Origin of the sequence: Singulisphaera photorubra (assembly GCF_045290345.1) — a bacterium.
Classification (GTDB): Bacteria; Planctomycetota; Planctomycetia; order Isosphaerales; family Isosphaeraceae; genus Singulisphaera.
Map to the genome: position 1 here is coordinate 9,642,141 of NZ_CP155447.1, position 23,092 is coordinate 9,665,232.

Annotated in this window: 25 protein-coding genes; 7 read left to right on the top strand and 18 right to left on the bottom strand. The window is 64.2% G+C overall.

The window, feature by feature from the left end; translation table 11 throughout:
• Positions 1-15 precede the first annotated feature (15 nt).
• Together V5E97_RS35885 and V5E97_RS35890 are read left to right on the top strand one after the other, a co-directional pair.
• Complete coding sequence (locus tag V5E97_RS35885; protein ID WP_406696340.1) at positions 16-399, top strand: SRPBCC family protein; 384 nt, start codon at positions 16-18, stop codon at positions 397-399.
• A gap of 287 nt (positions 400-686) precedes the next feature.
• On the top strand, positions 687-1,856 hold the full coding sequence (locus V5E97_RS35890; protein WP_406696341.1) for a zinc-dependent alcohol dehydrogenase: 1,170 nt from the start codon (positions 687-689) through the stop codon (positions 1,854-1,856).
• 241 nt (positions 1,857-2,097) lie between these two features.
• Here the strand turns inward: V5E97_RS35890 and V5E97_RS35895 are convergent, their stop codons facing one another.
• The 9 genes from V5E97_RS35895 to V5E97_RS35935 form a co-directional block, all read right to left on the bottom strand.
• Positions 2,098-2,346, bottom strand: a complete 249-nt coding sequence (locus V5E97_RS35895; RefSeq protein WP_406696342.1) for a type 1 periplasmic-binding domain-containing protein — start codon at positions 2,344-2,346, stop codon at positions 2,098-2,100.
• A 62-nt stretch (positions 2,347-2,408) separates the two neighbouring features.
• Positions 2,409-2,837, bottom strand: a complete 429-nt coding sequence (locus V5E97_RS35900; protein ID WP_406696343.1) for a transposase — start codon at positions 2,835-2,837, stop codon at positions 2,409-2,411.
• Between the two features lie 63 nt (positions 2,838-2,900).
• On the bottom strand, positions 2,901-3,485 hold the full coding sequence (locus V5E97_RS35905) for an IS630 family transposase (protein ID WP_406696344.1): 585 nt from the start codon (positions 3,483-3,485) through the stop codon (positions 2,901-2,903).
• 96 nt (positions 3,486-3,581) lie between these two features.
• On the bottom strand, positions 3,582-5,279 hold the full coding sequence (locus V5E97_RS35910; protein WP_406696345.1) for an FAD-dependent oxidoreductase: 1,698 nt from the start codon (positions 5,277-5,279) through the stop codon (positions 3,582-3,584).
• A gap of 34 nt (positions 5,280-5,313) precedes the next feature.
• Complete coding sequence (locus V5E97_RS35915) at positions 5,314-5,601, bottom strand: ubiquitin carboxyl-terminal hydrolase 14 (RefSeq protein WP_406696346.1); 288 nt, start codon at positions 5,599-5,601, stop codon at positions 5,314-5,316.
• A 519-nt stretch (positions 5,602-6,120) separates the two neighbouring features.
• Positions 6,121-6,549: a hypothetical protein gene (locus V5E97_RS35920; RefSeq protein ID WP_406696347.1), complete on the bottom strand. Its 429-nt coding sequence runs from the start codon at positions 6,547-6,549 to the stop codon at positions 6,121-6,123.
• A gap of 253 nt (positions 6,550-6,802) precedes the next feature.
• Positions 6,803-7,117 (bottom strand): hypothetical protein, encoded by a 315-nt coding sequence (locus V5E97_RS35925; protein ID WP_406696348.1) that lies wholly within the window; start codon positions 7,115-7,117, stop codon positions 6,803-6,805.
• Positions 7,118-7,614: 497 nt separating this feature from the next.
• Positions 7,615-8,037, bottom strand: a complete 423-nt coding sequence (locus V5E97_RS35930; protein ID WP_406696349.1) for an Hsp20/alpha crystallin family protein — start codon at positions 8,035-8,037, stop codon at positions 7,615-7,617.
• 1,126 nt (positions 8,038-9,163) lie between these two features.
• Complete coding sequence (locus tag V5E97_RS35935; RefSeq protein WP_406696350.1) at positions 9,164-9,670, bottom strand: phosphate-starvation-inducible PsiE family protein; 507 nt, start codon at positions 9,668-9,670, stop codon at positions 9,164-9,166.
• Positions 9,671-10,156: 486 nt separating this feature from the next.
• Here V5E97_RS35935 and V5E97_RS35940 point away from each other — a divergent pair, with 486 nt between their 5' ends.
• The 3 genes from V5E97_RS35940 to V5E97_RS35950 all read left to right on the top strand — a co-directional run bounded on the left by V5E97_RS35940 (position 10,157) and on the right by V5E97_RS35950 (position 12,945).
• The gene (locus V5E97_RS35940) at positions 10,157-10,825 is read left to right on the top strand and encodes a BON domain-containing protein (protein ID WP_406696351.1); all 669 of its coding nucleotides are present in this window, start codon (positions 10,157-10,159) and stop codon (positions 10,823-10,825) included.
• Between the two features lie 191 nt (positions 10,826-11,016).
• The gene (locus V5E97_RS35945; protein WP_406696352.1) at positions 11,017-12,123 is read left to right on the top strand and encodes a YfdX family protein; all 1,107 of its coding nucleotides are present in this window, start codon (positions 11,017-11,019) and stop codon (positions 12,121-12,123) included.
• Positions 12,124-12,357: 234 nt separating this feature from the next.
• The gene (locus V5E97_RS35950; RefSeq protein WP_406696353.1) at positions 12,358-12,945 is read left to right on the top strand and encodes an HdeD family acid-resistance protein; all 588 of its coding nucleotides are present in this window, start codon (positions 12,358-12,360) and stop codon (positions 12,943-12,945) included.
• A gap of 28 nt (positions 12,946-12,973) precedes the next feature.
• Here V5E97_RS35950 and V5E97_RS35955 read toward each other — a convergent pair whose 3' ends face one another.
• Positions 12,974-13,153 carry a hypothetical protein gene (locus V5E97_RS35955; protein ID WP_406696354.1) on the bottom strand — a complete coding sequence of 60 codons (180 nt, stop codon included), beginning with the start codon at positions 13,151-13,153 and terminating at the stop codon, positions 12,974-12,976.
• A gap of 13 nt (positions 13,154-13,166) precedes the next feature.
• Here V5E97_RS35955 and dnaK point away from each other — a divergent pair, with 13 nt between their 5' ends.
• The gene (gene dnaK, locus V5E97_RS35960) at positions 13,167-15,077 is read left to right on the top strand and encodes a molecular chaperone DnaK (protein WP_406696355.1); all 1,911 of its coding nucleotides are present in this window, start codon (positions 13,167-13,169) and stop codon (positions 15,075-15,077) included.
• 857 nt (positions 15,078-15,934) lie between these two features.
• On the opposite strand, the gene V5E97_RS35965 is transcribed toward dnaK, so the two are convergent.
• The 3 genes from V5E97_RS35965 to V5E97_RS35975 all read right to left on the bottom strand — a co-directional run bounded on the left by V5E97_RS35965 (position 15,935) and on the right by V5E97_RS35975 (position 18,213).
• Positions 15,935-16,108: a hypothetical protein gene (locus V5E97_RS35965; protein WP_406696356.1), complete on the bottom strand. Its 174-nt coding sequence runs from the start codon at positions 16,106-16,108 to the stop codon at positions 15,935-15,937.
• 101 nt (positions 16,109-16,209) lie between these two features.
• Entirely contained in the window at positions 16,210-16,704 is a 495-nt protein-coding gene (locus V5E97_RS35970; RefSeq protein WP_406696357.1) for a hypothetical protein, read from the bottom strand.
• Between the two features lie 63 nt (positions 16,705-16,767).
• Positions 16,768-18,213, bottom strand: a complete 1,446-nt coding sequence (locus V5E97_RS35975) for a hypothetical protein (RefSeq protein WP_406696358.1) — start codon at positions 18,211-18,213, stop codon at positions 16,768-16,770.
• Positions 18,214-18,572: 359 nt separating this feature from the next.
• Between V5E97_RS35975 and V5E97_RS35980 the strand changes: the two genes are divergently transcribed.
• Positions 18,573-19,247 carry a hypothetical protein gene (locus tag V5E97_RS35980; protein ID WP_406696359.1) on the top strand — a complete coding sequence of 225 codons (675 nt, stop codon included), beginning with the start codon at positions 18,573-18,575 and terminating at the stop codon, positions 19,245-19,247.
• Positions 19,248-19,424: 177 nt separating this feature from the next.
• On the opposite strand, the gene V5E97_RS35985 is transcribed toward V5E97_RS35980, so the two are convergent.
• From V5E97_RS35985 to V5E97_RS36005, 5 genes are all read right to left on the bottom strand, one after another.
• Positions 19,425-19,703, bottom strand: coding sequence for a hypothetical protein (locus tag V5E97_RS35985; protein WP_406696360.1), 279 nt, complete (start codon positions 19,701-19,703; stop codon positions 19,425-19,427).
• Between the two features lie 152 nt (positions 19,704-19,855).
• Positions 19,856-20,101 carry a hypothetical protein gene (locus V5E97_RS35990; protein WP_406696361.1) on the bottom strand — a complete coding sequence of 82 codons (246 nt, stop codon included), beginning with the start codon at positions 20,099-20,101 and terminating at the stop codon, positions 19,856-19,858.
• On the bottom strand, positions 20,101-21,069 hold the full coding sequence (locus V5E97_RS35995) for a hypothetical protein (RefSeq protein WP_406701272.1): 969 nt from the start codon (positions 21,067-21,069) through the stop codon (positions 20,101-20,103). The genes V5E97_RS35990 and V5E97_RS35995 overlap by 1 nt, the downstream gene beginning before the upstream one ends.
• A gap of 112 nt (positions 21,070-21,181) precedes the next feature.
• Positions 21,182-22,675, bottom strand: a complete 1,494-nt coding sequence (locus V5E97_RS36000; RefSeq protein ID WP_406696362.1) for an AAA family ATPase — start codon at positions 22,673-22,675, stop codon at positions 21,182-21,184.
• A 220-nt stretch (positions 22,676-22,895) separates the two neighbouring features.
• Complete coding sequence (locus V5E97_RS36005; protein ID WP_406696363.1) at positions 22,896-23,090, bottom strand: DUF2997 domain-containing protein; 195 nt, start codon at positions 23,088-23,090, stop codon at positions 22,896-22,898.
• Positions 23,091-23,092 lie beyond the last annotated feature (2 nt).

Consider the following 23,092-nt stretch of genomic DNA (forward strand, 5'->3'; position numbering starts at 1 on the left):
GTGACGGTGCTGGACGTGTGCGACGCCATCCAGCTCAGTCAACGTTCCGACTCGGCGGTGCCTCGATGGGGGGGTCGCGAGATCGATGTGACGGGGTCCATCACGATCAATCGTCCGGCCGAGGAACTCTATCGCTTCTGGCGCAACTTCGAGAACTTGCCGCGCATCATGACCCACCTCGAGTCGGTGCAGGTGACCGGAGACCGGCGGTCGCACTGGAAGGCGAAGGCCCCGGTGGGGTCGACCGTCGAGTGGGATGCCGAGATCACCGAGGACCGGCCCAACGAGTTGATCGCCTGGCGCTCCCTCGAGGGGGCCGACGTGGAGAACTCCGGGGCGGTCCGGTTCGTGCCGGCGCCGGGCGGGCGGGGCACCGAGGTCCACGTGGAGATGCGCTAGAACCCGCCGGGCGTCATCATCGGCGCGGCGATCGCCAAGCTCTTCGGGGAAGAGCCATCGCAGCAGCTGAAGGACGACCTGCTCCACTTCAAGCAGGTGATGGAGACGGGCGAAATCGTCCTGTCCGAGGCCACCCTTGACGGGTCGCACCTGTGGCAACGCCCGGCGCAACCCCCGGCAGAAATCCCGGCAGAAGTCCGGCGGTGGGTGCGAGGCAGTGCGACCTAAGGCCAATCGGATGACTCGACGCGATCCAGCCCTCGAGCAGCCCGGGAAGGAGGACGGTGATGAAGGCGAACTGCTACGTGTCCAAGGGCACCATGAAAGTGGAGCGGGTGCCCGACCCGAAAATCCTCAACTCCCAAGACGCAATCGTCCGGATCACTTCGTCGGCGATCTGCGGCTCCGACCTGCACCTCTTCAACGGCTTTATCCCGACTGTCGAGTCGGGCGACATCTTCGGGCACGAGTTCATGGGCGAGGTGGTCGAGACCGGCAAGGGGGTCAAGAACCTCAAGAAAGGTGACCGCGTGGTCGTCCCGTTCCCGATCGCCTGCGGCACTTGCTATAACTGCGGGCGGAAGATGTTTTCGATCTGCGAGAATTCAAACCCGAATGCCTGGATGGCCGAGAAGTTGTTCGGGCACTCGTTGTCCGGTGTCTTCGGATACTCGCACATGCTCGGCGGGTTCCCAGGAGGCCAGGCCGAATACGCGCGGGTCCCCTTCGCCGACGTCGGCCCGATCAAGGTCCCCGACGGCCTGACCGACGAGCAGGTCCTCTTCCTCTCGGACATCTTCCCCACCGGCTACATGGGTGCGGAGATGTGCGACATCAAGAAAGGGGACGTGATCGCCGTCTGGGGATGCGGGCCCGTCGGTCAGCTCGCGATGGCGAGCGCCTACCTGCTCGGCGCCGAGCGTGTGATCGGGATCGACAGATACGAATACCGCCTCCGAATGGCACGCGAACGGGCCAAGGCGGAGACGATCAACTACGAGGAGGCAGACGTCTACGACACGCTCATGGAGATGACCGGGGGACGGGGGCCGGACTCGGTGATCGACGCCGTCGGCATGGAGGCCCATACGCCCGGGCCGATCGCGACCTACGACCGCGTCAAGCAAGCGATGATGCTGGAGACCGACCGGCCCCACGTCTTGCGTGAGGCGATCATGTCCTGCCGCAGCGGCGGCACGGTCTCGGTCATCGGCGTCTACGGCGGGTTCATCGACAAATTCCCGATGGGGGCAGTCATGAACCGGTCGCTGACGATCAAGACGGGGCAATGCCACGTCCAGCGGTATACGAAGCCGCTCCTCGAGCGGATCCAGAAGGGTGAAATCGACCCCAGCTTCGTCATCACGCACCGCGTGAAGTTCGACGACGCGCCGGAGATGTCCAAGGTCTTCCGGGACAAGGAGGACGACTGCGTCAAGGTGGTGCTGAAGCCGTAGGAACCGCCCTCCACCGGGCCTCGCCGTCGCCGGTCCGCCTCGGCGATGAGGGAGCGTCGCCGCACCGTGACCGACGCCCGACCGACGCGGCCGGGCGGCCCGCCCGGGAGATTCCCGACAGCCGGGCCGCTTCGGCCCTCGTTCGGGCAAGGCGAGCGGGGAGGCCGGGGCGCCTTGGGGGTTGCCCCCCAAGGCTCCCACAGATCCAGTCGGGCGGATTTCCCGCAACTGGCTCGTCGCATCATGAACTCGCTACAGGACGGCACACCGAGTGGATCGCGCGCGGCGGTGGGAGCGGATACCGCTCCAACAGCCGTTTGCAACGATCCCAGGTCAAGTCACCGCCGCGGCGCCGCCGCGACAGCCAATACCTCCAGATGACGGTCACCTCGTACTGGAACCGCGACAGCGCATCGGCGTTGCCCGTGATCCCGTAGTAGGCGAAGTGGCCGCGCAGTTTCTGGCTCAGGGTGAGGTGCTGCGCCGCCAACGGCTGGTGTCGGTTGCCCCGGCACCACTCCCCCAGCGAATCTAGCCCCCGGCGGAAACGGCTCAGGGACGTCTTATACGGAACAGAAAAGTTATCTGCGCTCGTTGAGATACGGAGCGGCGCCAGATCGTCCGGATCTTCTCCGCGTCGAGGCAGACGGCCCTCCAGGCGACCGTGGCCGCATCGCGTAGGGCCTCGTAATCCGTGTACACCCGGTGGGACCAGTGATGAGAACGCAGGTCGTGCCACAGGTTCTCCACCGAGTTCAGCTCCGGCGAGTAGGGCAAGAGCTCGATCAGGCTCACGTTCGCCGGCACCACCAGGCCAGCGCCCACGTGGGACCCCGCGTTGTCCCAGAGCAAGACCGCGTGCACCCCGGGGGCGAGTTGCCGCGAGAACTCCTCCAGGAACAGGTTGACCACCGCCGTGTTCAGCTCGGGCATGACCAGCCCCACCGCCGCCCCGCTGGCGGCACAGACCGCCGTCAGCACGTACAGCGACTCCCGCCCGTCCTGGCGCAACCGCCGCGGCCGCGACCCGCGGCGGGCCCAGACCTAGGTGAGCGTCCCCTTCTGGCCGAACCGCGCCTCGTCGTGGTGCCAGACCTGGACCTCCCGGTCGGGGTGCTGGGCCGCGATCGCGGCGATCTGCTCGACGACGATCTCCTTGAAGAACTCCTGGGCCTCGGGGTGGGTCTCGGGGTGCTGCGGCCGCGGCATCAGGTCGCTGTAGCCGAGCCAGTGCAGCAGCTTGTAGACCCCGCTGAGGGTGTAGCGGGCAGCGAACTCCTGCTCGAGGATCCGTCGGATGTCGGCGCTGCGGAGTTCGCAGACCCCGTCCTCGGGCCGCGGTGAGGCCTCGATCCGCTCCCGGAAGCGGTCCTCCTGGTCATGGGCCAGGGTCGGTGCACGGCCGAGGTGGGGCCGGTCCGGCAGCGAGTCAAGGCCGCCCCGGTTGTAGGCGGCCACCCACGCCTGGACGGCGCGGCGGCTGAAGCCGAGGGCGCGGGCGATCTGCGGGGCGGTGTCGCCCTGCTTGGCCAGGATAATGGCCTGCACCCGGGGCCCGGTGCGGGTATTGCGATAGCCCCTGGCCGCCTCCCGCAGGCGGTCCAGCTGGTCATAATTCTCGATGTGCATCCGCGGGATGTCCCTATCAATCCGTGTCCGTAAAGCCTCCTTACGTATTATGAAGCACCGGATGGTAGGGAACGCGGATTTCATTTCCGTTCCGTATTACCCCTTCTGTCCTTGAGATACCGGTACGTCCGCCGGAGCACCGTTTGGTAGTTCCTTCATGTACTCATGAACGAACTGGACGGCCATCGCCCCCTCGCCGACGGCCGAAGCGACGCGCTTGACCGATCCCGACCGCACATCGCCGGCGGCGAACACCCCCGGGCGGCTGGTCTCCAGCAGGAACGGCGGCCGGCGGGCTGTCCAGCGGTCGGACTGCGACAGGGCCTGACCCGTCCGGACGAACCCCTTGTCATCCTTCTCGATCTCCGGGGGGAGCCATTCGGTACGAGGCGCCGCCCCGATGAAGCTGAAGAGTGCCGGTGTTCTTATCGTCCGCACTTCCCCCGTCTTGTTGTTGACGAGCTCGACCTCGCCGAGGTGAGTGTCGCCGGACATCCGCCGGACTTCCGTGTTGCGGAGCACTTCGATCTTGGGATTCTCCTCGATCCGACGGACCAGGTATTCGGACATATTCTTGTGCAAGTCATCGCCTCGGATCACGAGGTACACTTTGCGGACTTGCTCGGCGAGGAAGACGGCAGCCTGGCCGGCGGAGTTGCCTCCTCCGACGACCAACACCTCGGACCCTCCGCACATCTGCGCCTCGAGGGGAGTCGCGGCGTAATAGACGCCGCACCCCTCGAGCCGCTCGCACCCCTCGACCCCCAGTTTGCGGTAGTCGGCCCCGGTGGCGATCAGCAGGCACTTGGCCGCGACCGTTTCGCCGCTGTCGAGGTGGATTACCGAGGAGGCCTTGTCGAACGTCAGGCCCGTGACCTGCGTGCCGACGGGTAGGGTCGCCCCGAATTTGCTCACCTGGACGACGGCCCGCTCCGCCAGCTCGGCGCCTGTGATGCCAGTGGGGAAGCCGAGATAATTCTCGATGCGCATGCTGCGGCCGGCCTGGCCCCCGGGTCCCGAGTGTTCCAGCGTCAAGGTGCTCAATCCCTCCGAGGCGCCATAAACCGACGCTGCCAGCCCGGCAGGCCCTGCCCCGACCACGACCAGGTCGTACGCCGCCTGGCGCAGCGGCCGGCGGAGGCCGAGCGCCTCCGCAAGCTGGCGGTTTGTGGGATTGCGCAGGAGCAACTTGCGGCCCCAGTCGACCACCGGAATCGCATCGTCGCTCGCATGGTACCGCTTGAGCAGTTCCTTCGCCTGCGGGTCGGCCTCCGGGTCGAGCCAGATGAACGGCACGCGGTTCTTGGCCAGGAAGTCGCGGACCCGGAAGGTGTCCCTCGAATCGCGCGATCCGATGACCCGCAGGCTCGTGAACTCCCCCCACTGGCGCAGGAGCTGCCGCCGGGCGATGAAGGCCTGAATGATGACGTCGCCCAGGTCAGGGTGGTAGTTGAGGATCTGACGCAGGCCGTCGGGCGACACCTCGTAGGCTTCGGTGCCCAACCGGGCAACGGCGCTGACGATCGCCGGGCCGCCGGTCAGTTGGACCTCGTCGCCGGTGAACTCCCCGGGTCGGAGGACCGCGAGTCTCTTCGGCGTCTCGTCGGCTTCGTCCAGGATCTCAATCTCACCGGACTTGACGACGAAGAACCTGAAGTCGCGGTCGCCGGCCTCGAAGAGCTTCTCCCCGTCCCGGAATCTCTTGAGCGTCGTCAGGGGACAGTGCCCCAGCGAGGCCATCTGGGCCTCATCAAGCTTGGGGAAGGCTACGCCGTGCAAGTCGTTCTTGGGCATGTCTGGACCACCTCCGGGGGAAACTCGGACCTCCTCAATCCCGCAGGTACGGCGTGAACCGCGCCGGCAAGTCCATATCCACCTCATCGAGGTAACACCAGGCCCAGCGCTCGCCGGGCTCGTAGGATGCGATCACCGGGTGGCCCGACTGGTGGAAATGCCGTGTTGCGTGACGGCCCGGCGAGCTGTCGCAGCAGCCGACGTGACCGCAACTGAGGCAGAGGCGCAGATGGACCCAGGGTGTTCCCATTTTGAGGCACTCTTCACATCCCCGAGTGCGGGCGGAGACCGGCTCAAGATCGATCACGTGTTTGCAAATCATGTTGCATCTCGCAGGAAAGAGAAATCTCCTCGGTACTACGATCCCTTCGTGGGTTCATGCAATCAGCCGGGCTTCAGGACACGACGCAGACTGTGTCTTCCCATCGGCTTGGGTGGGACGGGTGAGCCTGTCAGCGACCTCTTGGTGCTCGCCACGTACCCGGATGGAATCCTGGTCGCTGAGCTTTACCGCCGCTGAGCTTTACCATGGAGTTGCGACCAGGCCGCAAATCAAGTCCTCAATGTCCGAGAAGCTCGTCGTGGAGGTTCGGCGTCTTCTTGCGGCGCACCTCGACGCGGGTTCCGCCCAGGTCCAATCTCAGGAGGTCTTCGAGGTACGGCAACCGCGTGGCACTCCGAAGGGACGTCCATCAGGCGACGTCTGTCCTTGGCATTGCCTCACGGTTGGATCATTTCAACGGCTCATGCGACTCGCGGGAAGTGCCCGCCTGAAAGCCGGGGGATTCTCGATCCCAAAAATGGACGTTTAGACCCGCGCCGGACATTTCACCTGCGATGGTCACTCGCTTCGGTCGTGCTCGGCCTTGCGGCGCTCGTAAGCGGCCAGCCATGTGCGGGCGCGGGTCACATCGCCGGCACGGCAGAAGACGCGGGGGTTACCCTCCCAGGGGCCGAGCTCATCCTGGAGGTCGTGGGTATCGGACACGGCCGGAATGCCCTGCGCGGTCAGTTCATTGGCGATGAACTGGGCCTCCATCAGGCTTAGGGCCTGGTAGCACTCGACCACCTCGTCCTCCGGGCTTTCCCCGAACTGGTCGACCACCTCGGCGGGGTCCAGCCGGGGGACGACCGGCGGGTCCTCGATCGGACCGGCCTTGTCAGCGGGGACGAAGTCGGGGTCCACAACCCCGTCGCGTGACGTGCCGCATCGCCAGCAGACGTCGAGAGTCGACTCAACTTCCGCTCCGCAATTTGGATAGATCCACATCGCCGATCTCTCCCATCAGAGGCGTGGCGTCCGGTGGTCAAGGGTGTGATCGGACTTCCGCTCCGCTCGGACCGCTCGACTTCGTCGGACACCGTCCGGGGCGAACACCCGGGGTGGCTCTTTCGTATCGCCCATCCGATGGCGTTGCATCCCGGCGCCGTCACCTGGATGGACCCGAGGCTCGGCTCACCTACCGGAACCGATCAGGGATCCGCATCGCCTCGCCTGCTGGCACGGTCAAGACGATAGGGACTCAAGGATAGGTGAGCCGAGCCTTGGACCAATCGAGGTGGCGGAACCGCGGGTTGCGGGCCAGCGCGTCCCAGTCCACGCAGTCGAGGGCGATTTCGATCAGGAAGATCTGGATGTTGGTCAGGTCATGCTTGGTTTCAGGGTTGACCGTGACGACATCCCGGACGAACCCGTGTAGCCATCCCGCGGCAGCCGGATCTTCGGCCGTCGGGTCGGTCCGCGTCGGCGCGAGGTTCGGCATGATTTCGACCAGTCGAGAAAGCCAGTCGGCGACCCCATCAGTCGCGGATCGGCGGATTGATTCCAGTGACACCATCGGCTCGGTTCCCGCCACCTGGGACGAAGCTCATCTTTTTCGATCAGGTGAGGCCCACTCCGACCGCCTCCGCCCCGGTCCTCTGGCTCCAACCGCAAACCGGATGCCGAGGACGATCAGCAGCACGAGGCTATCGCGTAGGCCCCGAAGAGCCCGTTCACGTGAGCGACCGACCAGAGCGGCTGCGATGGCGGAGCGGCCGTTGGCTAGGACGTAGGGGCCGTAGAGGAAAACCAGCACCCCAGGGTGAACCCCCGGACAGTCGAACGCCCCGACGCCACAGAGCAGGGCGAACAGGCCCCGAAGCACGAGCGCTTATCAGTTGCGCGCCAGCACGATCGCCATCGTCGACCGGATCGATCCCGTCATCGGCCCCGTCCCGAGGCGGCTCCAGTCCCATCGCAGCTTCCCGGGTCGATCTCACATCGAATCGCGGCGTCGGCTCACTTCGAGCCCTGGTTTGACCCGTTTCCGGCCCCCGCGCCGACCTTGATCTGCTACGGCTTGGCCTCCTCCGCCTTGGGCAGTCTCAGCGTCAGCACACCGTTCTCGAAGTTCGCCTGGGCCTTGTCGGGGCTGATCGGGGACGAGAGCTTCACCGAGCGCTGGAACTGTCCGAATCGACGCTCGCGCAGGTGATAGTGCTCGTCCTTCTTCTCCTCCTCGGTCTTCAACTCGCCCCGGAGCGTCAGGATGTCGCCGATGGCCGTGATCTGGACATCCTCGGGGCGCACCCCCGGCATGGAAGCCTTGACGACGAACTCATCCTCGGTCTCGACGATGTCCAAGGGGAGCATTGCGACGTCGCTCTCGGCCAGCATGCCGAGAGGGCGGACGAAACTGTCCTGCAAGAGCGAGTTCATCGCGTCGCGGAGGCTGATCGCCTCGCGGTAGGACGGCTCCCAGTGTTGGATGGCCATGGCTGCTAATCTCCTTTCGAAAAAAATGGTGGGCCGAGTCTCCCGGAGTGTGGCCTGACGGAGAGGCCCGCGGATTGCATCCAGAATTGCAAATATCTAAGAAATCATTGACTGATCGAGCCAATTATGCGCGGGCTGGCCCCTTGCCCTACTTTCACCCAGGGACTGGCAGCTCCTCCCCTACCGATCGCGGGTTGACCCTGCCGGTTGGCCTTCGCCACCGGCCCGTCGTTTGATCCTCTGGAATTCAAGTGTCGTGCTCGAAAGCGTGCTCGCGGTCATTCGATCCCAGGGTGCTCATCAAGCCCTGCGCGTGTCTGAATTTGCGACTTAGCGACCCGGCCGAGAAGGATCGTCCCCTCGGATGCAGAACGGTGCGGGCTTTGAGACAGAATGGCCCACGCCCAGGGCTGGATGACAGTTTGTCGCATCCTGGGTCCCGGACGCGGTGAACTCCACTCCACTCGACCCGACTCGGAAAGCTCTTGGTCTGCCGCAGGGGGATGGTCGCATAAGATGGAGGGCATCCCTCGCAGGAGGCGTCCGCAATGGATCTTCCATCCTGCTACTCTCGGAACTTCCGCAGCCGGGTGCGAGTGCTGAACTCCGGGAGTTCTACGGTCCACCGCCGATAGCCCCCGGCCTGGATCAGTCAGCGACGATCCGGGAAGCCCATTTCGAGGACAATTGAACCCTGGGTGGCCGGGGCTGAATTCCGCCAGAATGATGCTTCCCGGATCGCCTCTCAGTGCCGGATCGCCTCATTCACCAGCTTCTACATCGTGATCCCCTGGCGAGAGCGAGGAAAGGATTCCCGGGTCCTGTACTCGTCGATGTCCGAGCGAAGGGCGGGCAGGAATGTCGGGAGCAGGGTTGAACCGCTGGCTTGGTGCGGTGCCTGTTGGAAGTGGTTCTGCATATCCCGGATGCTTTCCATTGCGGATCATGATTCACTTCTAATAAGTTGCAATATTTTCATGAACGATAAAAACCTGTCGATCCAGCCCGTCGCGACTCTGTTGAGGCCACTCGCCGGCGGTGCTGCGGTTTTCTCGGATCCACCGAGACCCCACCGACGGCATCGAGCTCGTTCTGGATGGTCCTGACACGAGAGCCTGCCGACCGATCAGCGAGCATCGGTCTCGGAAGCCTCGTTGCGCCAGCACCCCATCCAGCGTTCCATCGCCAGCAGTCCGCCCAGAACCACCAGGAGCAGACAGAGGGCGAGCAGCCTGAGCCATTCGAATTCGTGAGCGCCCTCGAGCATCACTTCCCGCAGGGTGCTGACCAGCGCGACCTCTACCGTCAAGGCGACCGAGATCCGGTGCTCGCGAAGGTAATAGATCATCAGGCGGTAGAGCTCCGTGAGGATCAGTACGAGGACGATCTCCGACATCAACTGGGCCGTGGACGCCCCTTCGAAGACGGCCATGTGCGTGATTCGCCAGAGAGCCTGGAGCGACAAGACGAGGAGCAGCGCCGCCAGGAGAGTGGCTACCAGGTCCTGGAGGTTCTCCAACGTGCGCCTCACGAGGGTGTGGACCTGAGTATGCGGAACGGGACGAGGCTCCTCGTCTCGTCGGCGGCCGGTCATTGTGCTCGGCTCGTCGACCGGTGTGGGAGAGTCCTTCATCGGTTGCCGATCTCCTTTCACGAGCCTAGGCCCGGTAGGATGCTCCGGAGCGTCCGGCGAATGCGTCCTTCGGATCCCACGAGGTGATGTGAGACAGGACAAGTTCATGAATCTAGTTGTTTCGATGGAAAGGCAAATTGCATTCCGCAAGGGCGGCGATACCGATCATGACACCGGTCGTTGCGGGACACGCTTGGAGTCGTTCGAGGGCAAAAATGTCGCCTCGATCCGATCACGGTGACAGTTTGTCCCGATCGGCGCGGGACTTTGTCGAGCGCTCCGATGCGGCTCGCGTGATCGTAATAACCCTCAAGTCATTGAAGAATCCGGTGTTTCGTAGCGAAATCCGGCCCCATCTTCCGACCGATTGCGATCAGGCATTCCGCTTGCAAAGGTGAGAGCCAACCGGTCGCTCGGGACGGTTGCAGGGAGCCAGTCGTCCTGGCGCCCGAAGGAGCGCCAGACTGCGGCTCCCGAAGACCACACATGAGCACCGCCATCATCTCGGAGATCGAGTTGCAGCGTGATGTCCTGGAGGAACTGAAGTGGGATCCAAGCGTGAATGCAGCCCACATCGGAGTCACGGTCAAGGATGGCGTCATCACCTGCACCGGCCATGTTTCGTCCTACGCCGAGAAGTACGCAGCCGAGAGAACGGCCAATCGGGTCCACGATGTCCGGGCCGTTGCCAATGAGCTCGACGTGAAACTGTCCGGCAGCAGTAAGCGCACCGTTGTGGACATCGCCCCCGCGGTCGTTCAGGCCTTGAAGTCGAATCTCACCGTGCCGGCCGACAAGATCAAGGTCACAGACAGCGACGGCTGGGTCAGGCTTGAAGGGGAGGTGGAGCGGAACTACCAGCGAGTCGCCGCCGAGAACGCCGTTCAGTCCTTGCCGGGCGTGATCGGCGTCAGCAACCTGATCACGGTCAAGCCACTGGTCTCTCCTACCGAAATCAAGTCCAAGATCAAGGAAGCCCTCAAGCGCAGTGCCGAGATGGACGCTCGACGAATCACGGTCAAGGTGGAAGGCGGCAAGGTGATCCTCCGCGGGACGGTCCGCTCCTGGGCCGAGAAAGAGGAGGCAGCTCGAGAGGCCTGGTTTGCGCCTGGTATCCATACAGTCGAGTACCTCATCACCGCGTCGAACTGTTAGCGTGGTAATGTCCTTCGATGGAATCAGGCGCAACCCGAGTCAAGTCCGACGCATCACGCGACCGGTCCACCTCACACTCCCCGAGCTCGAAAACTCCGGGAGCTCTCCCATCCCGAATCCCGACATGCGTCTCCCAAAACCTTTGTGCCACCCAGACTGCCAAACCAATCGAGAGTTCAGGAGGCAAGATCATGAGAGATTATCCTTTGTGGATGACCTGGCGATCCCTGGCCGCGGGCCTGTTGTCGCTCATGGTGGTCGCGGCGCCGACATGGGGCCAGCAAAAGCCTTCCTCATCCTCCGCCAAGCAGGAGAAGTCCACCTCGGCCTCCTCCAACAAGCAGGAGAGTTCCTCCACGCAGGAGAGCATCAACTCCGCATCGTCATCGTCCGCCAAGGACGAGAAAACCTCCCGCCGCATTGTCCGCACCTTTGGCTCCGAGGGGGGGTACCGCACCGAGGTAGTGAGCGAGAACGTGGAATCCGCCCCGGGCTACGACGATCAGCGGCAGATCTCCTTGCTGACGGCCGACGCCTTCGCACATATCGATAAAGCGACTGTCTCACTGGCGGCCGACGAGCTCAAGGAGGCCCAAAAGGAGGTGTCCAAGGGCCGCGAGGCGGTCCAGGCGATCCGCAAGATGCAACCCAGGACGATCGTCCGCACGAAAACCCTCGCGTCCGATGGCAAGCCGATCTTCGAGGATGAGATCACGGTTCAGGATACTCGGGTTCCACTATACGAGGGGATCTGGCACGCGCGGACCTTGGCGCCGATCCTGGCGGCCCGGCGCAACGCGATGGAAATCGCCGGGGTTCAGGTGATCGAGTCGGAGCGGATCGTCACCGAGGCGATCGCCGATCTCGAGGTGATCGACGCGCAGTTGGCGCGGGCCGCGAAGGCCCTCGAGAAGAACAAGCCGGCGGATGCCTCCAAGGCGCTGGCGGAAGCCCTGGTCCGCGGGATCGATCTCCGCTTCACCAAGGAGGACAAGGAGCTGGTGTCCGCCCGCGACGCCATCTGGTACGCGCGGCGTGCGCTGGAGGAGAACAACGTCGCGCAAGCCCTGGTCAACCTCGAAACCGCCCGACAACGACTGCGAATTTACCGTGAAGTGCTCGCGACCGACAATCGGCAGGACGTGGACAAGATGCTCCGCGAGGTCGAGCAGCTCGAGGCCCAACTTCGCCAGGAATCGAAGTCCCAGTCCACCACCGCCGCCGATCGGACGCGCCATACCCAGCAGGTGACACACTGGTGGGATCGGGTCAATAGTTGGTTCAGACGTCATCTCTGATCGCCGCTTCCGGAGCCGGGTGTCCCACCCCCTGCTGCGCTACCGCGGAGGATCTGCGGGCCCCCGGCGTCGTTTCGAGTCCAACCGGACCGAGTTGTGCCCTCCGACCGCGGTCGGTTGTCGGCGAGCCCGTCATTCACGCAATCGATTGAACATGTTAATTTAATCGAAAAATCTTGCTAACTAGTGAAAACGAAGAGAATGGTTCTCATTTTGGCACGTAACTGGTAGGTCGTGGTCCTGCGGGGCATCCTGGCGGTGCTCTTCGGGATCATGTGCTTCGCCTGGCCGGGAATTACCCTGGCGGCCCTGGTCCTTCTCTACGGCGTCTATGCGCTTGTCGACGGTGTTTTCGCCCTCGTCTCAGCCCTCGTCGGCCGACCACGGACTGAGCCCTGGTGGGTGTTGACGATCGAAGGGTTGGTCGGCATCGCCGTGGGGATCGCGACCTTCGCCTGGCCGGGGATCACGGCACTGGTGCTGCTCTTCCTGATCGCGGCCTGGGCCATCTTCACGGGCGTCTTGCAGATCGTCGCGGCGATCCGGCTCCGCCGAGAGATCCAGGGCGAATGGCTGCTGGGCTTGAGCGGCCTCCTGTCCGTCCTCTTCGGGGTGGCGCTGGTGATTAGGCCAGGGGCCGGCGCCTTGGCGGTCATCTGGTTGATCGGGGCCTACTCGATCGCCTTCGGCGGCTTGGGCATCGCCCTGGGCTTCCGGCTGCGAAGCTGGCTGAAGCATGGAATTGACAGCATGGTGAACCCGCCCAGGGTCGAGCCCGTTGAAGAGCCGGGCCGCCTGCGCGGCAACCCGGCACACGGTTGAATCCGTCACGTCAATCGTCGTCGAGTCGTCACGGAGGGAGCCATTCGACGAACTTCGCGAGGTCTTCAGCGCGATGCCCCAGGGCCTGTGAGTGACGAGCAGGCTCGGGTGCCCAGACAAGGTTCATCCCACGGTCGTGGTGCCATGACTTGGAATCGAGCACGCCGATCGTCGCCCGTACCGAGGTTCCAGCTCCTTGCAGACTCAAGAGGAGGTTCACCGTGGCAGAAGGCGAAAAGCTCATCGGCATCGACCTGGGGACAACCAACAGCGTGGTTGCGGTGATGGAAGGGGGAGAGCCGACCGTCATCCCCAACCAGGAGGGGGGCCGGCTGACCCCCTCGGTCGTCGCATACACGTGCAAGGGCGAGGTACTCGTCGGCGAGCCGGCCCGCCGCCAGGCCATCACCAACCCCAAGGGGACGATCTACTCGATCAAGCGGTTCATGGGCCGACGCCACAAGGAGGTCGCCACCGAAGAGAAGATGATCCCTTACGAGATCGTCGGCGGACCCGACGACTTCGTCAAAATTCGCGTCAGCGCCAAGGAGTACACCCCGCCCGAGATCTCCGCCTACATCCTCCGCAAGCTCAAGGAAGCGGCCGAGAACCACCTCGGCCACAAGGTCCGCAAGGCGGTGATTACCGTCCTGGCGTACTTCAACGACAGCCAGCGCCAGGCCACCAAGGACGCGGGCCAGATCGCCGGACTCGAGGTCGCCCGGATCATCAACGAGCCGACCGCCGCCGCCCTAGTCTACGGACTCGACAAGAAGAAGAACGAGAAGATCGCCGTCTTCGACCTCGGCGGCGGCACGTTCGACATCTCGATCCTCGACGTCGGTGACGGCGTCTTCGAGGTCCTCTCGACCAACGGCGACACCCACCTCGGCGGCGATGATTGGGACGAGTCGCTGATCAACCACATCGCCGATAAGTTCAAGCGCGAGCAGGGGGTCGACCTCCGCAAGGACCAGATGGCCCTTCAGCGCCTGAAGGAGGCGGCCAAGAAGGACCTCTCGTTCCAGGCCCAGGCCGACATCAACCTGCCGTTCATCACGGCCGACCAGCACAGTCCCAAGCACCTGACGATGACTATCACGCGCAGCCAGTTCGAGAAGCTGACCGACAAGCTCTTCGATCGCATCAAGCCGCCGGTCATGAAGGCGCTCGAGGACGCGAAGCTGAGTGCCTCCCAGATCCACGAGATCATCCTCGTCGGCGGCGCGACCCGGATGCCGCGCGTCCAGCAGATCGTCAAGGAGATCTTCGGCAAGGAGCCCCACAAGGGCGTCAACCCCGACGAGGTCGTCGCCGTCGGCGCGGCGATCCAAGGCGCGGTCTTGACCGGCGAAGTCAAGGACCTGCTCCTGCTCGACGTCACCCCGCTCTCCCTGGGCGTGGAGACCAAGGGCGGCGTCTTCACCAAACTCGTCGAGCGGAACACCACGATCCCGACCGAGAAGAAAGAGACCTTCACCACCGCCGAGGACAACCAGACCGCGGTGACGATCAAGGTCTACCAGGGGGAGCGGCCGATGGCGGCCGACAACCGGCTACTCAGCGAGTTCAACCTCGAAGGGATCCCCCCGGCCCGGATGGGGACGCCCCAGATGGAGGTCGCCTTCAACATCGACGCCAACGGAATCCTCAACGTCACGGCCAAGGACAAGGGGACCGGCAAGGAGCAGACGATCAAGGTCGAGTCGTCTGGCGGCTTGAACAAGGACGAGATCGACCGGATGCAGCGCGACGCCGAGCAGAACGCCGCCGCCGACAAGCATCGCCGCGAGCTGGCCGAGGCCCGCAACTCCGCCGAACAGCGCGTCTACCAACTGGAGAAGCTGCTCGAGGAGCACAAGGGCAAGTTGTCGGAATCCGACGTAGCCGCCGTCCGCGGGGCCATCGAGCGGGTCAATCAAGCCAAGGCCGGTGAGGACGCGGTCGCGATGCAGCAGGCGCTGGACGACCTCGAGCGGGCGAGCAAGGCGATGTCAGAACACCTCTACGCGGCTTCCGCGACGACGGGGGCACGCTCCGGCTCGAACGGGCCTTCCTCCGAGGCGAATGGAGCGTCGGGGGATAGTCATGCCGACGAGGCCATCGACATCGAGTTCGAGGAGAAGTCATGATCCCCACCCTGCTTCCGGGGGAGTTCGGGAGATCTCTCCCGAGTCCCCCGAGGGACACGATGTGCTCATGACCTCTCTGAAAGCCATGACGCTGTGCAGAAGGCCCACGCCGTGGCTCTGGGGTGAGGTCATTGGCGGATCGAGCCGATCCATATGTTGCCCGCCCCGCTCGATCCGCAACAGGCCGATTGCAAAAACTCGGGCTACCCATCGAGGGGGCCCTGGAAAACAAGGCAATTCTGAGTCCGGAAAAAGGGCAAAAGTCGAGAATCGACGGACCGGCAAAAAGTCCGAAATCAGAGAGTGCACCCACTGAATTTCTCGGATTATTCTACCACGGGGCGGTGCCATTTGGGACTTTTTGCCGGCCCGTGGAGAATCAAGGTTTGGCAGTTTTGCCAAACATTCGCTCGGGTGAACAGGCCGTCGTGGTCGATATGCACCCTGCTTGGTCGAGTGATCGATATCCCGTGCAGTTCACGGTTCAGGCCGGCTACACGCATGTTATCGATGCCACTCCCGGCCATCATCCGGTGGTACGCCTTCGCCAGCCTGTCAACGGCAAGGATTGCCGACTCCCTCATGCCTGTCGTCGGCCGAAAATCGGCCTGATCCCTCGGCGCGTCCGCCTCCCCCGTTTTCGTAACCTCTCCGCCATGGTCGAAGCGACGATGGGTCGTGCTCGAACCGCGGCCGATGGCGGTCAGGACTCTGGGCAAATTCGCCAGTGGCAGAACCCGCCAATAGCTAAAGAAAAGAGTGGGCTCCCGGTGGAGTCGTTGCGATTGAGACGTGCGTCGCGATCCCGACCGTGCCCCGACCCGAAAGGGAGCGAAGCACGGGCGGGATGGCGCCGATCAGCGTCTCCCGGCCATCGGCCGGATGTCGCCGCCATAAATGCCACAGAGGATCGTGACCGCCAGAGTTGCGAGGAACATGACCCAGCTCTGAGCGATCAGTCCGAAGATGGCCGCAACGAAGAGGCAGCCGTTGAAATACGCGACGTTCAGCTTGGTGCGAGCATTTCCCATGAAATCCTCCAGGGATCAAGGTGTTGGCAATCAGAGTCAGAGGCGCACTTCTTACGTGGCGATCACGCCGCAGTTTGCGATAACTGTGTCGACGAGCAGCTTCAGATCGCGCCGGCGACCTTGAGCTGGTCGATCATCTTGCTCGCGTCGGCCAGCGACAGGTCTTCGGGCCGATCGACGGCGTATTCGTCGCGGAGCAGGCCCTCCAGGTCAGCACGCTGTGCCCGCGCGATGGCATAGATCGCCTTGACCTGACCCGTCGTCGCGGGCTTGGAAGCGCGAGCGTGTACGCCGTTTCTTCGCGTCGGCGTACCATTGGTGTGAACCACAGTTCCGTTGCTGTGGCCGTTCCCGCTGGTCGTCACCTCGGCGGTCAGGCTGGGCCGAACGGGCAAGGCCTGGAGACGATTCAACTCATCGTTGACCGCCTGGTTGGCCGCGACGTACGCCCCGCGGATCTGAGCGTGCAAGCCGTCGAGGTCATTTTGAAGAAGGCCCGACTCGAGTTCGAGCTCCAGGTTGCAACTCGCACCGATGCTCGAGTATTCGGGCAGTCCGAGCTTCTTCGAGACCCCGACGTTGAGTCGCAGCGGCATGAGGATCTCCTTCTTTGGTGTGTTATTCGGGATGGTTCAGGAGACGGGAAATCGATTGAACGCCTACCCGGCGACTTCCTTGAGATTGAGCGCTCTGAGCGACGCAAGAGTCGTGCTCACGAGGCGTTCACGGCGGCGATAGCGACGCAGGGCCACGACCAGACGACCGGCCCGTGTTCGGGCGTCTGCCAGCGTCTGATGCAAGGATTCGGCCTCCTGGATCAAGGCAGGCAGTCCGAGGGTGTCCTGACTCCCCGGCGCGGGAGTTACTCTGATTTTCTCGTGGCTCTGATCGTCGTTCCTTGGGGTTTCGCTGGACTGACTCACGATGGGCCTCGTTCCGGGTGTGACGTCCTCAGGGAGTGACGTCGGGGTGATGGTAGGAGTGGAGGTGATCCGGGTGACATCGTCGGTCGGCTCGATCGCCGATTCCTTCGACAGCGGTTGCCAGCAATAAACCAGGTCCCGGTCGCGACAGACGACGGGAGACTCGACGTCGACGATCTCGATCGCGGAGAAACCGAGGCGAATCGCCCGGTTCAAGAACTCCCGGTTCGTGTTGAGCCGAACCGGGGTGCCGGTGTATTTGGAACGGGACAGGACCAGTTCCGTCGGCTGCGCGCGGTCTGTTTCTCGGGCTCGGATGGCCACCTTCCCGTTGAGCTCCAGCGTCGTGGGCGCGCTCAGGGCTTCGGATCCCGGCAGCCGCGTCAGTGCCTCGCTCAGGAATCGTGCATCCTCGAGATCGAGACTCAGGCGAGTGGCCGTGGCCGCAGGGTCGGGGATGATGTGACCAAGGGCCGGGAAACGCACCCCGGTCTGGATTTCCTGGAAGAGCGACCAGGGGCCGTCCCTGAGAACGACGTGAGAGGCGGTCCGGCCGATCTGGACGGGCTGATCGCGGGGCAACGCTCGGTTGGCGAAGACCAACGAACGGCGAACCAGGAGGTCGTCGCTCCAGGGGAAAGTAAAACCGCCTTGGATCAGCAACTGCTGTCCGTCGGTGGCGGCCACCTCGCCAGTGCCGCCCCGCAATTGAAGGCAATTCAACGCATACCTAGTTGAGTCCTCGGACGCCGTCTCGGATGCCTCGACCAGTGTCGAGATCAATCCGGACGGAAGGGTGGTCCAGGCGGAAGGCGAATCGGGGAAAGGCTTGAGGGAGTCGAGTGCCGGGACGTCGTATTCACGTGTCTGAGGGACGCCATGGTCAGACCAGCGGACGACGATCCGGTCGAAGGCAAGCGCCTCGAGAACCACGGACGAGTCGTCGCGGCCCTCGAACTCGGCCAGAGCGTCCAGGGGCAGCACGAGCGTCTCCTCCGAGGCGGATGCCAGGGACAGAGTCGACTCGATAGCGAGCGCGGTGTAGCGATATTGCGCTCGCAGTTGCGTCCCCTCGGCGTGAAGTACCAGGGGCGGAATCGAACCACGATGGGTGATCCCCAGGACGTGGCGGCGGAAGACTCCGCGCAGGCGGCGGCCCTGATGGCGAGTGATCGTGATCATGAGCGCAATCCCTTTCGGATAAGGTCTGACAAGGTTGAAGTGGTCGATTCCGAGCGTTCCGCAAGGAACGCAGACTCAGTGGCCCGAACAACAGGGCATTGGTTCCGAGCCCCCCGATCGCGAAAATAGGAGCGAGTGGCGGAGGATCCCTCCTGCATCACGACGGCCCGGATCCGACTGGACACGGTCCGCTGGGCCAGGTACGAACGACCACGCCAGCCGCGGACCGGAGGTCGAGAACGGATGCCTGGGCTGACAATCCGTGGCACGGTGGGTGAGCGTGTGCGACGATGACACGGCCGGCGCCGGCCGGAAACGCAGATCCGGCACGGCGCGCGTCCGACCGCGCGGAGCGAACCATGACTGAGCTCGACTGGTTCACCTGCGCCGACCCGCAGGCGCTGGTGGCGTTCTTGGAGGGGCGGGTTGATGCCCGCAAGCTACGGCTCTTCGCCGCGGCGTGCTGCGGCCGCATCCAGGACTTGTTCGACGGCGACCGGGACCGCGACGCGCTCGTCGTGATTGAAGGGTACGCGGACGGGCGAGCCGATCAGACCGAGCTGGGCGCCGTCCCCGACTGGACGACGAACCCGGCCCTCGCCCAGGCCGCGACAACGCGGGCGGTCGATGCCGCGGCGTACGCCGCGGCTGCCTGCTCGACCTTGCGTGCCGCCGCGTACGGTGACCTCACACACCCCGTGGGACAAGGCGACTACGACTCCGCCGAGGCGGGTGAGAAGACGGTCCAGTGCCGATTACTCCGGGACCTCTGCGGTAACCCCTTCCGGGCCGTGACGGCCGACCCTGGCTGGCGGACTCCGACAGTCCTCGCCCTGGCCCGGGCGATCTATGCCGAACGTGCCTTCGACCGGATGCCAGGCCTGGTCGAGGCCCTGGAGGAGGCCGGTTGCGCCGATGACGCCGTCCTAGCTCATTGTCTCCGATGGCTCGGGCCTCACTCCCGCGGGTGCTGGGTCATCGACTTGATTCTCAAGCAGCCTAAGGACACTCCTGTTCTCGCCTCACCGGAATGAGTTAGCGCAAGGCAGTTTGTTGGAACGGTGCTGGCGGTGAAAACTCACGGTCCTGCGCGACGTCCAGGAGAGACGGACGAGCGTCGCGCCCGCCCACGGTGTTTGGTCCGCACGTCGGAACGCGTGACCGTGTTGACTTGATTTTTTTGCGGACGGGCGGACGGCCGTGTCATTCAGTCAGTCGCTGGCTTGTGTCGTCGAGAAGATCTCGGCGAACGTGATCGCGAAGTAGAGGTCGCAGGGCACGCATTCCGCAAGCGGGAGCGCGCCGTCGCGAGTCGGACCGGGATACGAGACGGCGCGGCGACACGACGGGCAGACGACCGCCAGGACGACGTCTTCGGGTTCGAGGCCGTCGCAATCGTGCGCCACGAGGCTGAAGCCGAGATCCTGCACCAGATCGAGGGACTCGCCGGTGGCATCGGCCACGGCGCTATCAAGTTGAAACTGGGTCACGGAACGTTCCTTCCGGGGGAAGGCGAGTTGCGTCCGCGCAGGCCCTCGGGCCCCGCGGGTTGCAACGCGCGGGGTCTGGGTTGAGGGTGGGCAGACGAGTGACGACGGATCACGGCGATGTGGACGAGCGAGGTAAAAGCCCGACGGCGGGTTCAGGAACCGGAGCCGAGCAAGTAGGCCTCGATCCAGACCTGTTCCGCATTCAGGGCCTCGCTCCGCCGCTCGAACGGACCGAGCACCGGTCCGAGCAGGGGTCGGAGGTCGGTATGCCAGCGGCCGTCCGGTCCGGGTTCGACGTAACTGGCACGGGTGATGGTCGGGGGGCCCAGAGACATCAGGTCGATGAGCTCGGAGTAGAGACAGCGAACTTCACCAGTCGTCGTGATGACGAGCTGCATCACGTTGCCTCCCGCGGTAGATTGCTCCGCACGATCCGCCGCCGCGGCCGGTCCACGAGCAGGTCGTCGAGTGCCGACTGCACCCGGTTCAGATCCGACGTGACCCGCTGGCGGAGCGAGCCACTGTCCCGGAGCTGTTGCGGGCCGACCCCACGCACGATCTGCTGGGCCTCGGCCACCAGCGCGTCGAGCTGCGCATTGGAGCGGACGTTGAGCTGCTGGAATCGCTGAAAAAACTCGGTCAGATTGCTGATCGCCGAGTCGCGAAAAACCTTGGTCGTGCCGTCATCGTTGCTGCCGCTAAGCCGTTCGCTAAGATGGGCCACGAGCCGGCCGAACTCGCCCAGGAACGCCTCCTCGGCCAGCCTGACCGCCTCCTCGAACCGGGACGAGACCCGGGCCTGCTCCTGCTCATAGAGCTGGGGAGAGAGCGCCACCAGATAGCCGGGAGGCTCGACGCTCGGGAAGTCGCAGGCGACCTCGAACAGGCCCTCCAAGGTTGCGGGGTAATCGTCATTGTTGTAGAGCGAGCCGAGTCGCTGTCGGGCCGCCCGCTTGAGCTCGTCGAAGTGGCGGTCGAGCTCGCCGACGGCGTCGGTCAGCTCGACCCGGAGATCATCGATCTGACGGGCGAACGGCTCGAGCTGGTCCTGCTTAATCAGCCGCACGCCCGGTTCGGGGAACGGCAGGCTTTGCCCCTTCCAGAACTGGTCGATCTTGCCCCGGATCGCGGTGACGGCGCGGAACGCGGGATGCTTGGTGTCGATCAGCTTCTTGGTCGCCGAGAGGAACTGCCCCTCGGCATCGAAGCTCTCGGCGGCCTGCGCCTTCTGCTGCGGTGTCAGCGACTTCTGGACGCCGAACCAGGTGAACGAGACGCGGACGGCCGCCATCGTGGTCCGGAGCCGGGTGGTGGCCGTGGTCACGGATTGGGTTTCGGCCCTGTCGAGCAAGCTCGCGGTACTCATCATCAATGTCTCCAGTGAGTGAATGAACGGGGAGAAATACGAAGGGGCCGATGAGGGAGAATGCTCTCCCCCACCGGCCCTTTTTTTAGTGATCAGGTGCTTGCGATCCGGATCAGTTGACCGAGGGATCGCTGCGGTTGACTTTGCGGCCCGTCTTGCCCGCGACGTCGCCGCCGCGGGTGAACAGGCCCGGACGATCGGCGCAGAGGCAGCGGCCCGACGCCCACTGCCGCAATCGCTCGATCGACTCGCCCGCCGTGACGGCGACCGGGACGATGTTCGTCGCCGCCTCGATCAGCGGGACGTCGAGCAGAGACGCCAGCCGGCAGCATGCCTTGATCTCCGCGCCAGTCCAGGAATCATCACGGGGCATTCGCTGGGTGGGGTCGAGCTCGAAGGTTTGGATGTAAATATCCCAGATCGCTTTCTTCTCTCTGGGACCGGGCAAGTCGACGAAGAATATCCCGTCGAGCCTCTCCGCACGCGTGAACTCGGGAGGAAGCTTCGAGATATCGTTCGCCGTGAAGATGAAGAAGGACTCGCCCGGATGATCTGACATATGGCCGAGCAGACTTCCGAACTGGCCAGCGGAGACGCCGCCGTCGGACTGGCCGCTGGACTGGACCCCCGAGGCCATCTTCTCGATCTCATCGAAGAAGGCGATGTTCCGCGCCGTGGCCGAGAGCTGCCGCAGCGCCTGACGCGTCCGTCGCTCGCTCTCGCCGACCAGGCTTCCTTTCAGGTGCCCGAGGTCGACGAGGATCGTGGGGAATCCCACCTCGTTGCCCAGTCGCTTGGCGAATTCCGACTTGCCCGTTCCGGGAACCCCCAGTATGAGGATGCCCCGGGGCTCGGCCTTTCGCGATCGACTACTCAGCGCCCGCAGGCAGAACGACTTCATGTGCTCCAGGCCCCCCAGGCCGTGGAACGTCTCGGTCCCCCCGTGCATTTCCAGGAGGCCGGACTTCTTGAGACCTTGCACCTTCATGTCCCAGATCACGTCGGGGACGACCCGGCCGTGTCGGACCAGGGCCAGGCTGAGCGCATTCTCCGCCTCCATGCGGGTCATGCCTGCGGCGGCGGTGAGAGTCCGTTCCAGTGGCTCACCCTCGGGCAGCTCACCCGGCTCGGTGGCAATCCCCCGGGCGATCCGGAGCAGCTGGTCGCGGTCGGGCAGTTCGTGCTCCACGACGACGAGTTGCCGCTCCAGCTCGATCGGGATCTGGACGACCGGGGCGAGGATGACGACGAACGTCCGGTTCTGCTTGCCGGCATTGATCTGCGAGTCTAGGGCCTGGACGACCTCGACCGAGTTCAGGAACCGATGAAAGTTCCTGAGCACGAGCAGCGCCGTGCCATCGGCTGTGGCCAGGGTGCCGACAGCGCGAATCGCCGCTAGGGGATCGGTCGCCGGGACAGCCGTGCTGATCTCGTTCTGGCCGACCAGGGCCAGGCCGCGGTCGATGTCCCAGGTGGCGAGGTTCCAGCCTTCGCCGCGACAGAGGCGGGCGATCTCCAGGATCGCGTCGTCGTGCTCAAACGACTGGATATAGATGCCGCTGAACGCGGCGCGCACCAGCTCCTGCAAACGCTCGCTGAGCGTCATGAGACTCTCCTGTGAAAGGTGAGTAAATTTGAGGATCGAGAGGTGATCTACGTGCGGGCGATCAGACTGGATCCAACCTGTCGAATTCGATTCGGGACTCGACCTGTGGTCAGGCACTCAGGAGCAACAACGGTGCTCGACTATCAAGACCTCATTTAACTCTTTGAGAATGAGAGCGAGCGGATGGCGGGGAGATTGAGAGGAGTGACACTCGCTTCGCCTACTGCGCCTGAGGGAGAGTCTGCTCCACCTGCTGGCTCTGGTAGAACTCGGCGGTTTTGTGATCGGTGGCAGTGACGCCGAGGGCCTGCTCCAGGAACTTGGTGGCCTGGAGACAGTCACCGCCGGTGTAGCCCTTGGTCTGAACGGTCGTCACGCCGCGTGGCGAGACCGTGACCTCGATGATCCGAGACATGG

What these genes read in the sequence shown, in the direction of transcription:
- V5E97_RS35940 (WP_406696351.1), top strand. Translation starts at nt 10,157, where the DNA reads ATGAGCACCGCCATCATCTCGGAGATCGAGTTGCAGCGTGATGTCCTG.
- V5E97_RS35890 (WP_406696341.1), top strand. Translation starts at nt 687, where the DNA reads ATGAAGGCGAACTGCTACGTGTCCAAGGGCACCATGAAAGTGGAGCGG.
- V5E97_RS35925 (WP_406696348.1), bottom strand. Translation starts at nt 7,117, where the DNA reads ATGGTGTCACTGGAATCAATCCGCCGATCCGCGACTGATGGGGTCGCC.
- V5E97_RS36005 (WP_406696363.1), bottom strand. Translation starts at nt 23,090, where the DNA reads ATGTCTCGGATCATCGAGGTCACGGTCTCGCCACGCGGCGTGACGACC.
- V5E97_RS35930 (WP_406696349.1), bottom strand. Translation starts at nt 8,037, where the DNA reads ATGGCCATCCAACACTGGGAGCCGTCCTACCGCGAGGCGATCAGCCTC.
- V5E97_RS35915 (WP_406696346.1), bottom strand. Translation starts at nt 5,601, where the DNA reads ATGATTTGCAAACACGTGATCGATCTTGAGCCGGTCTCCGCCCGCACT.
- V5E97_RS35975 (WP_406696358.1), bottom strand. Translation starts at nt 18,213, where the DNA reads ATGATCACGATCACTCGCCATCAGGGCCGCCGCCTGCGCGGAGTCTTC.
- V5E97_RS35935 (WP_406696350.1), bottom strand. Translation starts at nt 9,670, where the DNA reads ATGAAGGACTCTCCCACACCGGTCGACGAGCCGAGCACAATGACCGGC.
- V5E97_RS35970 (WP_406696357.1), bottom strand. Translation starts at nt 16,704, where the DNA reads ATGCCGCTGCGACTCAACGTCGGGGTCTCGAAGAAGCTCGGACTGCCC.
- V5E97_RS35905 (WP_406696344.1), bottom strand. Translation starts at nt 3,485, where the DNA reads ATGCACATCGAGAATTATGACCAGCTGGACCGCCTGCGGGAGGCGGCC.
- V5E97_RS35965 (WP_406696356.1), bottom strand. Translation starts at nt 16,108, where the DNA reads ATGGGAAATGCTCGCACCAAGCTGAACGTCGCGTATTTCAACGGCTGC.
- V5E97_RS35910 (WP_406696345.1), bottom strand. Translation starts at nt 5,279, where the DNA reads ATGCCCAAGAACGACTTGCACGGCGTAGCCTTCCCCAAGCTTGATGAG.
- V5E97_RS35995 (WP_406701272.1), bottom strand. Translation starts at nt 21,069, where the DNA reads ATGAGTACCGCGAGCTTGCTCGACAGGGCCGAAACCCAATCCGTGACC.
- V5E97_RS35990 (WP_406696361.1), bottom strand. Translation starts at nt 20,101, where the DNA reads ATGCAGCTCGTCATCACGACGACTGGTGAAGTTCGCTGTCTCTACTCC.
- V5E97_RS35980 (WP_406696359.1), top strand. Translation starts at nt 18,573, where the DNA reads ATGACTGAGCTCGACTGGTTCACCTGCGCCGACCCGCAGGCGCTGGTG.
- V5E97_RS36000 (WP_406696362.1), bottom strand. Translation starts at nt 22,675, where the DNA reads ATGACGCTCAGCGAGCGTTTGCAGGAGCTGGTGCGCGCCGCGTTCAGC.
- V5E97_RS35945 (WP_406696352.1), top strand. Translation starts at nt 11,017, where the DNA reads ATGAGAGATTATCCTTTGTGGATGACCTGGCGATCCCTGGCCGCGGGC.
- V5E97_RS35920 (WP_406696347.1), bottom strand. Translation starts at nt 6,549, where the DNA reads ATGTGGATCTATCCAAATTGCGGAGCGGAAGTTGAGTCGACTCTCGAC.